7 protein-coding genes are annotated in these 13,122 nt (G+C 74.0%); 5 read left to right on the top strand and 2 right to left on the bottom strand.

The genetic code is table 11. The features are described 5' to 3' along the window. Window positions 1–84 precede the first annotated feature (84 nt). Window positions 85–2,547: an asparagine synthase-related protein gene (locus tag IO40_RS0100040; protein WP_031174578.1), complete on the bottom strand. Its 2,463-nt coding sequence runs from the start codon at window positions 2,545–2,547 to the stop codon at window positions 85–87. Between the two features lie 1,702 nt (window positions 2,548–4,249). Between IO40_RS0100040 and IO40_RS0100045 the strand changes: the two genes are divergently transcribed. The 5 genes from IO40_RS0100045 to IO40_RS0100070 all read left to right on the top strand — a co-directional run bounded on the left by IO40_RS0100045 (window position 4,250) and on the right by IO40_RS0100070 (window position 11,800). Continuing rightward, window positions 4,250–5,818, top strand: a complete 1,569-nt coding sequence (locus IO40_RS0100045; protein WP_016472231.1) for an NsdA family TPR-like regulatory protein — start codon at window positions 4,250–4,252, stop codon at window positions 5,816–5,818. A 475-nt stretch (window positions 5,819–6,293) separates the two neighbouring features. After that, a complete protein-coding gene (lhgO, locus tag IO40_RS0100055; RefSeq protein WP_031028090.1) occupies window positions 6,294–7,577 on the top strand; it encodes an L-2-hydroxyglutarate oxidase in 1,284 nt (427 codons plus the stop codon). Window positions 7,578–7,655: 78 nt separating this feature from the next. Continuing rightward, a complete protein-coding gene (gene trmB, locus IO40_RS0100060) occupies window positions 7,656–8,492 on the top strand; it encodes a tRNA (guanosine(46)-N7)-methyltransferase TrmB (RefSeq protein WP_016472228.1) in 837 nt (278 codons plus the stop codon). Window positions 8,493–10,076: 1,584 nt separating this feature from the next. Next, window positions 10,077–11,264, top strand: a complete 1,188-nt coding sequence (locus tag IO40_RS0100065) for a PrsW family intramembrane metalloprotease (protein ID WP_234336515.1) — start codon at window positions 10,077–10,079, stop codon at window positions 11,262–11,264. Between the two features lie 92 nt (window positions 11,265–11,356). Further along, the gene (locus tag IO40_RS0100070; protein ID WP_262070662.1) at window positions 11,357–11,800 is read left to right on the top strand and encodes a very short patch repair endonuclease; all 444 of its coding nucleotides are present in this window, start codon (window positions 11,357–11,359) and stop codon (window positions 11,798–11,800) included. On the opposite strand, the gene IO40_RS35395 is transcribed toward IO40_RS0100070, so the two are convergent. Continuing rightward, complete coding sequence (locus IO40_RS35395) at window positions 11,741–13,099, bottom strand: DNA cytosine methyltransferase (RefSeq protein ID WP_078659678.1); 1,359 nt, start codon at window positions 13,097–13,099, stop codon at window positions 11,741–11,743. The genes IO40_RS0100070 and IO40_RS35395 overlap by 60 nt on opposite strands. Window positions 13,100–13,122 lie beyond the last annotated feature (23 nt).

The raw sequence follows: 13,122 nt of genomic DNA on the forward strand, positions 1-13,122 counted from the left end.
GCGGACCTGCGCGGTTCCCGCGCGGGCAGGCCGGCAGTGGGCTCCCGCGCGGGCAGGCCGGCGGTGGGTGAGGAGCCAGGGGCGTCATCCCGCGGCGGGCGGGAGGATGCGTTCGTAGCGGGCATCCGGTGTGACGCCCGCCGCCGCGGCCCGGTGGCGGGGTGCGGCGGTGCCGGTCCAGCAGGTGCCGCGGCGGGCCAGGAGACGCTGGAGCCACAGTTCCATGGAGACCAGGTCGGCGATGCCTTCGGGCGGAAGCGGTTCGCCGCGTGCCACGCGTCGGACGGCCTGGCGTACGACGCGGGCCTCGACCAGCCCGGCCTGGGCGAGCAGCGGCGCTTCGAAGAGTCGCAGCAGATGGTCGGCGGCGAGTCTTATCCCGGCACGGAGGGCGGCGTGGTGTCCGGCGTGGGTGGGGGCGCCCCAGCCGGGCGGCAGGTCGTGGACGCCGGCGCCGGCGAGGGCGGCGCGCAGTACGGAGGCGCGCGCACCGGGGCGTACCCGGAGGGCTTCTGGGAGTGCGCGGGCGGCGCGTACGACCTGGTTGTCGAAGTAGGGGGCGTGCAGCCGCTGGTTGCGGATCTCCGCGGCCTGTTCGAGGACGCGGTGGTCGGCCGCGGCGCGGGCGAGGGCGGCGCGGGCCCGCCGTTCGCCGGGGCGTTCCACGGTGGGCCGGGACTCGGCGGCGGCCTCCAGGCGGAGGGAGACCTCGGCCAGTGCGGCTCCGGTCAGCCAGCGTGCCGCCGGGCCGGGACGGCACCAGGTGAGGGCGGCCACGGAGGCGTCCGCCGCGCTGTCCCCGCCGTCGGGCCAGGGGTCGAAGGCGGAGGCGGTGAAGGCACCGTCGCGCAGCAGTGCGGCGGTTTCGGCGATGCCGTCGCGGTACGGGGTGCGGGCCAGCCGGCGTGCGGCCCGGTAGACGGTGACGGGCACCAGCAGCGAGCGTCCGGTCGGCTGTCCTTCGGCGCGGGCCAGTGCCGCGACGGGGCGGACGAGATGGCGGCGGCGCCGGTCCAGGAGGAGGTCGGCGAGGCGTGCGGGGTGGGCGTCGAGGACGTGGCGGGCGCCGGCGCCGAGGAAGTGGTCGGCGCTGCCCGCTGCCAGTCGGTGCCGGTGGCGCGCGGCGGTGACGAGGGAGGGCGCGGGTTCGTCGGTGAGGGGACCGGCGGCCAGGTCGGCGAAGGGGAGGGTCTCCTCGCCGCCGGTGACGACGAGGTGGCGCAGCCGCGGGTCGGCGGCCAGGGCGCGGGCGCGTTCGAGTTCGGCGGCGGGGCTGTCGTCGCCCGCGCCGTCGTGCGGCGCCGCGTGGGTGCCGGGCCGGGTGAGGTCGTTGAAGGTGACGGCGAGGAGACGTTCACCCGCGTCGGCGGCGCCGGTGCCGAAGACGGTGCCGGGGCTGCCGGGCAGTCCGGCGGCGAGCAGGGCGAGGGTGCCGGAGGCGGCCCCGCCGGACAAGTCGGCGCCGACGCCGGGTGCGGGGCCGCCGCGGGCGCGTTGCCGGTCGGCGGGTCCCATGCCGGGGACGGGGCCCGGGTCGCGCACGTCGAAGTCGTGTTCGGCGGCGTGGCGGGGTGCGGTGAGCCGGGCGCGCACGGCGTCCACGAGAGCGTCCCGCAGGCCGTCGACCGCCGCCTGGGGGTCGGTGGGCGGGGCGCCGACGACGAGCGAGGCCGGCGATTCGTAGCCGGCGATCTCGCGGCTGCCGCCGTCGCGGACGATGAGCGCGTGGCCGGGCGGTACCCGGCTGACGCCGCGGTAGGGGGTGCCGTCCCCGAGGGCTTCGGGCGAGTCGGGGCAGGCGAGGAGGGCGGCGAGGTGGCCGAAGTCGAGTTCGGCCTCGACGAGGTCGGCGAGCGGCAGGGCGGCGGTCGCGTAGGCGGTGCCGCCGGCCCAGGGGGTGTGGAAGACGGGCCGGGCGCCGGCCAGATCGGCGGCGACGGTGATGCGGCGGCCGACGCAGGCGACGGCGGTGTAGCTGCCGGGCCAGGCGGTCAGATGGCGAAACGCTCCGCCACGGGCGGCGATCAGGCCGAGGCGGAGTTCGTCGTCGCTTGCGCCGCACCGGCCGAACACGGCGAGCCGGTGCCCGGGTTGGGCCTCCACGACGCGGATCTCGTCCGGCCGCCAGTCGCCGACCGCCCACAGCGGGTCGGGGCCGCCCCACAGTGCCTGCGCCCCGACGGGCCAGAGCACGCCGTCGCTGCTGCCACTGCCGTCCGGTACGCAGGCGGTGTGCGCGTCGTCACCGACCGGGCCAGGGCCGCTGTGGGGGCCGTACGTGCCTGACGGGTCTGGCGGGCCGCCCGGGCCGAACGGGCCTGCCGCGCCCGGAGCACCGTCGGTGCCGTGGTGGTCGTAAGGGCCGGCGGAACCGTGGAAGTTGCTGGAGCCGAAGTGGCTGGTGGAGCGGTAGGAGTCGTACGAGCCGCCGGAGCCGTACGGGCCGCCGGAGCCGTAGGGGCCCCGCCCGTCGGAGGTGGCGCGGGAGGTGTCGCGCCACCGCCGGTTCCCCGGCGCGGCGCTGCTCCACCCCACCAACCAACGCATCGCCGCCTGCCTTCGCGTCTGCCGTCGCGTCACTCCGCCGCTGTCCGCCCGCTGTCCGCCGTCACCGCGCCGCATGTCCGCGGCACCGCGCGGGGCGGACGGGGCCGGGCGCGGCGGCTGCGCGCCGCCGGGAACCCGCTGCCGTTGCGGCTATGGTGCCACGAGAGTGGCGCACGGGAGTCGCGCAAGGGGCGCATGCACAAGGGGAATGCGCTGCTCATCTGCTCCCCGGCGGCTCCCCTGCCCCCTTCCCACGCCACGCCGTCGTCCGGACGTTCTCGCGCCGAGTCCGTTCCGGTCGCCGCGACGGGGTGACGGCGCGGGCATATTCCTCTGGTCTCGTCCTCCGGCACCGCACACGCGACCGATGTCATTCGGCCAAATCCAGTCGGTCGACCACGGCGGTGACCGATGCCTTGACGCACCGTCACACGGCGCCGAACCGCCGGCGTACGGAGGGCGACGGGACTGACCGAACGGGCCCCGAAAGGCCATACGGAGCCGGGCACTCCGGGCGCCCCGGAGAGTCGCACACGCGGTGCACGGGTGCACGGTCGATCACGGTTCCGGACCCGCCCGGAGGACGCCGCCCGCACCCCGAACCGCCACCCGGTGCGGAGCCCGAACGGGTGCCCGTACCGCTCCCCGGGAGCCATCCCGAACGACCGCACGGCGGCGGCGTACGGGGGTTCGAAACCGGGACGCCGAGACCCCGCCGCCCCCGCACACGGGCGACCGGGAAACCCCGCGCCGCAGCCGCACCCGTCCACCGGTCCGCGCCCGGCCGCACCACCCCGGTGCGGGCCACGCCCCGGCCGCTCCGCACCCGTGCAAAAGCCACTCCGCGACCGGCTCCCCGAGACGCCCGCCCCGGCCGCGCACAACCAGTGCGGGGCTCTTGACGCGTCCCCCAGGACGACACCAACCACCCGTCCGCTCCGAGGACTTCACCGCTCGGACCGGCGGAAACGCCCCGTCCGAGGGGTGGCCGCGGGGCGCTCTTCCCGCCCTCTCACGACCCCCGCCGCACCGTCCGCACGGCAGCTCCGCACCCAGGACGGGCGGGTGCGCGAAGAACGGTCGGAGGGGAGGGCGACGGGCCGTACAAGGGCTTCGGGCGGCATCGGCAAGAGGGGTGGAACCGGGCCTTCCGCCGGGCTTCCACGACCGTCCGGGACGGTCGCGGACCGCTCTCGGCCCACCCGTTCCGGAGGGGGCGCGGCGCGGGCCCGGCCGGCTTGCCCCGCCGGCCGGGCCGGGAAGCGCGTTCGGTCCTCCCGGCCCGGACCGCCGCCCGCGGGGAATGAGGCGGCGGTGTCCCCCAGCCCACTGAACCTGTGCAGCGGGCCGACCCACGCGACTCCCATCGAACCGCTGCCCGACAGCGCCGGGCAGGCGCATGGGCGGGCGCACGGCCACACACGAGGGGCACGGAAAAACGGACCGCGAAACCACCCGGACCGGGGACCCCCGCGCACGATTCCGGCCGTCTCGCGCGGGGCAGCATGAGGGTGGCACGTGACCCCCGCACGTACACGCGTACGGACATAGATCCCGCCATCCCCCATGACACCCCTTAACGGTGGGCATGCGGCGAACTACGCTGTGTTCGCAGTGCTTTCCGCGCCGCGCAGTGCGCAGCGACGGGAGGGGGCCCCGCGCCAGAGCCGCGGGGCGGTCGTCGGTGTGGTCAGGGGTGCGCATGTCCAGGGAGTCACGCGGGCCGAATGAGAAACTCGGCACCGTCCTCGCCCTCGCAGGGATCAGCAACGCCGGACTCGCCCGAAGGGTCAACGACCTCGGGGCCCAACGTGGCCTCACGCTCAGGTACGACAAGACGTCGGTGGCCCGATGGGTGTCGAAGGGGATGGTGCCGCAAGGAGCGGCCCCCCACCTCATCGCCGCTGCCATCGGCAGCAAGCTCGGCCGTCCGGTGCCGCTGCACGAGATCGGCCTCGCGGACGCCGATCCGACGCCCGAGGTCGGGCTGGCCTTCCCCCGCGACGTGGGAGCCGCCGTCAAGTCCGCCACCGACCTCTACCGGCTCGACCTGGCCGGGCGGCGCGGCGGCGGCAGCATCTGGCAGTCGCTCGCCGGGTCGTTCTCCGTCAGTGCCTACGCCACCCCGGCGTCCCGCTGGCTCATAACCCCCGCCGACAGTTCCGTCGCGCGCCACGTCGAGTACCTGGAGAGCGGCGCCGGAGACGGGAACAGAACGGACGGCGGCAGAGCGGGCGCCCACGCGGCGCACCGTACGCAACAGACGGCGCAGGGCGCCGGCCCCAACGGCAACTCCGCGGAAGGCCGCGGCCGGGAGGGGCAGCCGGCGGACCCGGAAGGCTTCGGAACCCCACTGCGTGTCGGCCACACGGACGTGTCCAAACTGCGGGAGGCCGCCGACGAGGCACGCCGCTGGGACTCCAAGTACGGGGGCGGCGACTGGCGTTCGTCCATGGTCCCCGAGTGCCTGCGGGTGGACGCCGCGCCCCTGTTGCTGGGTGCCTACACCGACGAGGTGGGCCGCTCCCTCTTCGGCGCCACGGCGGAACTGACGCGCCTTGCGGGCTGGATGGCGTTCGACACCGGACAGCAGGAGGCGGCCCAGCGCTACTACATCCAGGCGCTGCGGCTCGCCCGTGCCGCGGCGGACGTGCCCCTCGGCGGCTACGTTCTCGCCTCCATGTCGCTCCAGGCCACCTACCGCGGCTTCGCCGACGAGGGCGTCGACCTGGCGCAGGCCGCGCTGGAACGGAACAGGGGCCTGGCGACGGCCCGCACGATGAGCTTCTTCCAGCTGGTCGAGGCCCGCGCCCACGCCAAGGCGAACGACGCGCAGGCGTGCGCGGCGGCGCTGGCGGCGGCCGAGAGCTGGCTGGAGCGCTCCCGCGACGGCGACCCGGACCCCTCCTGGCTGGACTTCTACTCCTACGACCGGCTCGCGGCCGACGCCGCCGAGTGCTACCGCGATCTGAAGGCGCCGCGCCAGGTGCGCCGGTTCACGGAGAAGGCGCTCTCCCAGCCGAAGGAGGAGTTCGTCCGCTCGCACGGGCTGCGGCTCGTGGTCTCCGCCGTGGCCGAACTGGAGTCGGGCAACCTCGACGCGGCCTGCGCCGCGGGGGTGCGTGCCGTCGAGGTCGCGGGGCGCATCTCGTCCGCCCGGACGACGGAGTACGTGCGCGACCTCCTCAACCGCCTGGAGCCGTACGGGGACGAGCCCCGGGTGGCCGAACTCCGCGAACGGGCACGCCCGCTGCTGATGGCCCCGGCGTGAGACCGGGCGCGGGGCTCCGCGTGGGACGGAGCGCGGGGCTCCGCGTGCGGCGGAGCACAGGGCTTCGCGTCGGGCGGAGTTCACGGCTCCGCGTCAGGCGGAGTTCACGGCTTCATGTGTGCGGGCGCTGTGGAGCCCGCGCGGACCGGAGCGCAGTGTGCGACGGGCAGCGGCACGTGTGCGGTGACCGCCTGGGTGAGTACGGCGGCCAGGTGCTCCGCGCCGTGCCGGGCCGCTGCGGATGTCCGGGCCGCCGCGGACGGCCGGGCGACCGCCTGCTTCCCGACCACCGTCGGCGGCCGGTCCGCAGCCGGCGTCCGGACCACCGTCGGTATCCGGTCTACCGCCGGCATGCGGTCTACCGCCGGCATCCGGACCACCGCCGGCATCCGGACCGCCCCGTGGACGAACGGTGACCGCGGACGATGATCAACAGCGTGACGGGCACCGCAGCGGGCCGTCGGCGTCGGGGTCCATGATGGAGGGCGTGACCTCGACGTCCGGACAACTCGACCGCGGCACCGCAGGCGGACCCGCCGGCGGGCTCGACTGCGACGTGCTGGTGATCGGCGCCGGCGTCGTCGGCCTGTCCACCGCGTACGCGCTGACCCGACGCGACCCCGGCACCCGGGTCGTCGTCCTGGAGAAGGAGCCCGGCCCCGCCCTGCACCAGACGGGCCGCAACAGCGGCGTGATCCACAGCGGCATCTACTACCCTCCCGGCTCCCTCAAGGCGCGGTTCGCGCTGCGGGGCGCAGCCGAGATGGTCGCCTTCTGCGCGGAGCACGGCATCGCCCACGAAGTCACCGGCAAACTCATCGTGGCCACCGAACACGAGGAACTGCCCCGGCTGCACGCCCTCATCCAGCGCGGACGGCAGCACGGCATCCCCGTACGCGAACTGGGCCCGGCCCAGATCGCGGAGCACGAGCCGCATGTGCGGGGGCTCGCCGCCATCCATGTGGGCACCACCGGGGTGTGCGACTTCCCGGCCGTGGCCCGGCAACTGGCCAGGTCGGCGCAGGAGGCGGGCGCCGAGGTGCGGTACGGCGCCGCCGGCCAGGTCACCGCCGTGGACCGCCGCCTCGGGCGCGGCGTCGCCGTACGAACGGCGGACGGCACGGTGCTGCGGGGCCGCGCGCTGGTCAACTGCGCGGGACTGCACTGCGACAGCATCGCCCGGCTCGCCGGGGACACCCCGCCGGCGCGGATCTTCCCGTTCCGGGGCGAGTACGCCGAACTCGTCCCCCACCGCGAACACCTCGTACGCGGGCTCGTCTACCCGGTGCCCGACCCCGCCTTCCCCTTCCTGGGCGTCCACCTCACCCGTGGCGTGCACGGCGGCGTCCACGTCGGACCCAACGCCGTCCCCGCTCTCGCCCGGGAGGGCTACGCCTGGCGCCACGTCCGCCCCACCGACCTCGGCGGCTTGCTGACCCACCCCGGCGTGTGGCGCATAGCCCGCCGCCACTGGCGCTACGGTGCCGGCGAGATACACCGCTCCCTCTCCCGTACGGCCTTCACCGCCGCCGTCCGCCGCATGCTGCCGGACGTCACGGAAGCCGACCTGCGCCCCGCCCCCGCGGGGGTGCGGGCCCAGGCCGTACTGCGGGACGGCACGCTCGTCGACGACTTCCTCCTCACGGAGGGCCCGCACACCGTGCACGTCCTCAACGCCCCCTCCCCCGCCGCGACGGCCTCCCTCCCCATCGGACGGGAGATCGCCCAGCGGGTGACGGGCGTACTCGCCGACCGCTGACGGCCGAGGCACCGCCCGCTCCCGTGCCGCCCCGGTGTGACACGGCTCGCACCCCGTCCCCCGTAAAATCGAAACATCGTGTCCGAAAGCAAGAACCTCCGCAGCGACCAGCTCGCCCACCAGGCGGGACCCGGCACCGAGCAGGGCCCCGGCTCCGAGCAGGGACGACCGCCGCGCCAGATGGCGCGGATGTTCCCGCCGGGCGCCGGCCCCTCCCCCGATCCGGCCGGCTCCCACCACGAGCGCCGCATCCGCAGCTTCCAGCCACGCCGCAGCCGCGTGACCAAGGGCCAGCGGGCCGCACTGGAGCGGCTGTGGCCCCGCTGGGGCTTCGACGTGGACGGACTGCACCGCATCGACCTCGCCGAGCTGTTCGGCGACCCCGATCTACCCGTCGTCCTGGAGATCGGCTTCGGCATGGGCGAGGCCACCGCCCGGATGGCCGCCGCCGACCCCGGCACCGGCATCCTCGCCGTCGACGTCCACACCCCCGGCCAGGGCAACCTGCTGCGCCTCGCCGACGAGCAGGGGCTCACCAACGTACGCGTCGGCAACGGCGACGCGATCATCCTGCTGCGCGAGATGCTGGCCCCCGACTCCCTCTCCGGCCTGCGCCTCTACTTCCCCGACCCCTGGCCGAAGGCCCGGCACCACAAGCGGCGGCTGCTCCAGCCCGAGTTCCTCGACCTGGCCGCCGGCCCCCTGCGCTCCGGCGCCGAAGTGCACTGCGCCACCGACTGGGAGGACTACGCGGAGCAGATGCTGGAAGTACTCTCCGCACACCCCGACTACGAGAACACCCAGCCCGACGGCGGCTACGCCCCCCGCCCCGCCCACCGGCCGCTGACCCGCTTCGAGGGACAGGGCCTCGACAAGGGCCACGTGGTGAGGGACCTGGTCTTCCGCCGCCGCTGAGGGGCTGCGGCTGCCGGCTGCCGGCGTCGCCTCCGCCGCGTCTTGGGGGGGCGCGGTCTTGGGGGCGTGCCTTGGGGGCGTGCCTTGGGAAGGGGGCGCCTTAGGGGCGCGCGCCTCGTGGGTGCGCCTTGGGCGGGCGCCTCGGGGAGGGGTGCCTCGGGGAGGGGGCGCCTCGGGGAGGCTGGTGCGGTGGCCTGTGGACGGTGCTGGTCCGGTGGTGACGCTGCGCGGGGCTGGTGCGCCCTCGCTGCCGGCCGTCCACTGTTTCGGGCGCGGCGTGCGCGGGCTTCCGGCGGCGGTTGTGCCGGGACCGCAGCGGGCGTCACCCACACTGGTTACTGTCGATGGGTGCATGACGAGGCAGCCGGCGCCCCCGACACGCCGCCCAACCCGACGCCCCCGGGGCAGCCCCCGAACCCTCCCGCGCCGGCCCGGCCGGCCCCCGCCGGCCGACGGCCGCGGGGCGGGTCGGGCCGTCCTGCGGCCGGTCCGGGCGACACGGGCGCTGTGGATGGGGCGGGCGACGCGGGCCGTGCGGATGGCGCGGACGGTGCGGCGGCAGGCATGGACAGCCGGGAAAGGCCGGACAGTGCGGGCAGTGCGCATGCTCCGGGAGGGCCCGGGATCGCAGTAACGGGCGAGCAGCATGCCGCAGCGCAGGACCGGCAGGGGGCCGGTGCGCGGGAGGGGGACGGGGACGACATGGGGGAGGGGCACGACATGAGTGGTGCCAGTGGGGGCGCCAGCGGTGGTGCCGCTGTTGCGGGTGGTGCCGGAGGGGCGGGGGCGGCCCCGCACGGAGAAGGACCGGGCACATCGCCTGCGGCCTCACACGGGGAGGAGTCGGGCATATCTCCCGCAGCCCCGCATGGCGCGCCGTCGCCGCCGCCTGAAACGGCTCCGGGCCCACCCAGTACGACTCCAGCTCGCCCCGAGGCGAATCCGGTCGCACCCGGTACGGCTCCCGCCCCGACCGGTACGGAGACGGCCTCGACGGGTACGGCGCCACCCCGGACAGTCCCGGTCGGGCCCGATACGGCCCCAGCCTCGACGGAGACGGCTCCGGCCCCACCCGACGCGGCTCCGGTCCCACCCGACGCGGCTCCAGTAGCGCCCGACGCGGCCCCAGCCACGCCCGGTACCGCTCCGGCGCCGCCCGACACGGCCCCGGCCCCGACGGAGACGGCTCCGGCACCGCCGTCCCCGCAGGTGCCTTCCCCGGCGCGGGGCAACCCGTACGCGGCGCCGCCCGGGCCGTATACGCCGACGCCGTGGGCGCCACATTCGCTGGGCCGGCCGGAGGGTGCCCCGCCGGCGGTTCCCCCTGCGGGCCCGCACTACCCGGAGGTGGCGGCGCCACCGGCGCAACCGGGCGGGATGCCGCCTGCCGCCACGGACGGGCACGCCCCCACCGGGCACCCTTCGGGTACGCCCTCCCCCACGGCGCCGGGCAGCGGCGTACCCGGCGGCGCGACCGATGCCGTACAAGGCGGGGGCACTCCCAGCGGCCCGCCGCACCACGCGCACCACGCCGCCCTCCAGACACACCCCGTACCGTCCTGGTGGCAGCGGCACCGTCACACTTTGCGGGCCACGACGCTGATCGTGCTGCTGGCGCTGTGCGGGCTGATGATCCTCGCGCTGGTGCGGGAGCAGACGGGTACGACCGGCCTGCTGGTCGGTTTCGGGCTGGCGCTCTTCCCCGTACCGCTGCTGCTGGCGGCGTTCCGCTGGCTGAGCGCGCCGCTGCCCGCACCGTGGCGCACCCACCTGTTCGCGTTCGCGTGGGGCGCGTGTGCGGCGACGCTGGTGGCGATCCTCGCCAACGGTTTCGCCACCGACTGGCTGGCCTCCTCCGTGGTGGTGGACTCACCGCGCGAGGCGGACACGTTGGGCGCCACGTTGATCGCCCCCGTCGTGGAGGAGACGACGAAGGCTGCGGCGATCCTGCTGCTGTTCCTCTTCCGGCGACGGCACCTCGACAGTGTCGTCTCCGGTATCGCCGCGGCCGGCATCACCGCGGCCGGGTTCGCGTTCACCGAGAACATCCTGTACCTGGGTACCGCGTACGGCGAGGACTCGGCGCTGGATCCCGACGGCCTCTCCAGCTCGGCGACCGCGGGCACCTTCCTGATCCGGATCGTCTTCGCGCCGTTCGCGCACCCGCTGTTCACGGCGATGACCGGCATAGCCTTCGGCGTGGTCGCCGCCCTCCCGCGACGCCGCCGTGTACTGCGGGTGGTGCTGCCGCTGGTCGGCTGGTTCACGGCGGTGCTGCTGCACGCGATATGGAACGGCTCGGCGTCCTTCGCCAACAACACCTTCCTCGTCGTCTACGGGCTCTTCATGCTGCCCGTGCTCGGCGCGCTGACGTGGCTGGCGGTCTGGTCCCGCCTGCACGAGCTCCGCGTCGTACGGGACACCCTGCCCGCGTACGCGGCGGCGGGCTGGTTCAGCGAGCCGGAGCCCTGGTCCCTCTCCTCCATGCGGGCCCGCTCCATGGCCCGCGCGATGGCCCGCCGCAGCCACGGCCCGGCGGCGGCCCGCACCGTGGCCGACTACCAGCACGACGCCACCGCCCTGGCCCTCCTCCGCGCCCGCGCCACCAACGGCGCCACGGCCCCCGACTTCGCCGCCCGCGAGCACGCGCTGCTCCAGTCCCTGTGGTCCAACCGCCCCCTGGCCGGCCCACCCACCACCAGCGCCGCCCTCGCCCTCACCCCACCCCGCCCGACCCCACCCCCACCCTGGCCGGGGTACGGGGTGGGATGAGGGCTTCCCGCGTCGTGACCGCCCCGCTGCCCGCCCGGGAACACGGCCCCGGCGCGTTGTCTAAGCTCTCTCCTGTGTCCTCCTCCGACGACGTGAAGCCAGAAGCGCTGCCGGCGGGGTCGTGGGCGTCCTCCGCAGCACGCCGGCGGAACATGCAGGCGATCAGGAGCCGCGACACGACTCCCGAGCGCAAAATCCGTCAGCTTGTGCACGCCCGGGGCGCCCGGTACCGCGTGAGCGCGCGCCCGCTGCCGGACCTCCGGCGCACGGCCGACATGGTCTTCCGCTCCGCGAAAGTGGCCGTATTCATCGACGGCTGCTACTGGCACGGCTGCGACGAGCACTACGTACCGCCGAAGACGAACTCCGGCTACTGGTCGGACAAGGTCGCGCGCAACATAGCGCGCGACCGTGACACCGATCAGAAACTCACAGAAGCAGGCTGGCTCGTGCTCCGCTTCTGGGAGCACGAGGAATCAGACGTTTGCGCCGACAAGATCCTCGCCGAAGTCAGAAGCAGGCGCGGAAACATCTGACATCGGTGCTGCCTCAGTGGGTGCTTCATCTGTCGGCACCGCGTTCGATGACGCCCCTGCAACCGCAGCCGCGGTTGCAGGCTCCTCGCCGATGACTGTCTGCACAAACCTGGGCCGGTCCTGGTCGACGGCGACATATTCGATTTCCAGGTCAGCCAGCAACTCATGCGCACGTTCTGGCTGCAGCACAGATGCGATGGCCTTCCCCAGTGCTCTGGCGACGGGCGGCGGGAAAGCGTTGCCGACTTGCCGGTATTGCGCCGTCTTGCCTCCTGCGAATTTCCATTCCGCAGGGAAGCTCTGAATCTGGGCGGCCTGGGAGACAGTGAGCATGGGACCCTCTGCCCTGAGGAAGTCCCTGTCAAGATCGGTAGTGTCCTGAGCCTCGTTGGCGACGCCCATGGCGTTCACCTTGAAAGCAGCCCAGCTCTTCTTCGCACGGTTGGGCCCCAGGTCAGCCCCGCCGTGTTTACGCGAACCACCGACCAGGGTGGGCGCAACTTCCATCCCGGATTTCCGGGCTGCTTTTTCCCAAGCTTCGTAGGACTTGTTGATTTCGCTGCGACGGGACGGGAATCGCTTCTCAAGTACGCGCCGCCGCTCCTCCATGCTCTTCGCGAGAACATCGAAAAGCGTGTCACGCCCTGCAGAAACCCTCTCTGGCCAGGGGAACTTGGCGTCCGCATCCATGACGTCTTTGCGGATCGCGATGAGAATCGCTCGCGGCCTGAGCTGCGGAACATCGAAGACACGTGATTCGAGAAGGCGCCACCCGCAATACCTGTAGCCGTGCTCGTTGAGCTGGTCAACGATCCATGAACGGTATTCCTCGAATTTTTCGTGCAGGATACCCTTAACGTTCTCGATCAGCACCGCTCGCGGCTTGAGCTGACCGACGATTTCCAGCATCCGGGGGAACAGATCTCGTTCATCATCCCGGCCAAGCCGGTGCCCAGCGACGGAGAAAGGCGGGCAAGGGACGCCGCCTGCCAGCAGATCTAGCTCGCGTTCCTCTAGGGCCCGGGCAGGCTTTTCCTCATCGCCTTGCTTTTCACGGAGGGCCGCCATCGTGCGCCAAGGATCGAAGTTCTTCAAATCCTCCTCAAGAACTTCACATCCAGCCCATTCAGGGTCACTCTGCACGTTCTGCCGGAGCGTGGCACATGCGTGCTTGTCGATCTCCACAAGAGCCAGGTGCCGGAAGCCAGCCTCGTGCAGTCCGATCGCCTGGCCGCCGGCCCCGGCACAGACCTCAACCGAGGTCAGCGGCTTCAGTGCGCCACGATCGCTCGCGCTCATCGGCGTGGTTCCTCCCAGCGTGA

The sequence above is a fragment of the Streptomyces albus subsp. albus genome, assembly GCF_000725885.1.
In the GTDB taxonomy this organism is placed as follows: Bacteria; Actinomycetota; Actinomycetes; order Streptomycetales; family Streptomycetaceae; genus Streptomyces; species Streptomyces albus.

Coding starts and splice junctions, on each gene's coding strand:
- IO40_RS0100040 (WP_031174578.1), bottom strand. CDS start 2,547: ATGCGTTGGTTGGTGGGGTGGAGCAGCGCCGCGCCGGGGAACCGGCGG.
- lhgO (WP_031028090.1), top strand. CDS start 6,294: ATGATGGAGGGCGTGACCTCGACGTCCGGACAACTCGACCGCGGCACC.
- IO40_RS0100045 (WP_016472231.1), top strand. CDS start 4,250: ATGTCCAGGGAGTCACGCGGGCCGAATGAGAAACTCGGCACCGTCCTC.
- IO40_RS35395 (WP_078659678.1), bottom strand. CDS start 13,099: ATGAGCGCGAGCGATCGTGGCGCACTGAAGCCGCTGACCTCGGTTGAG.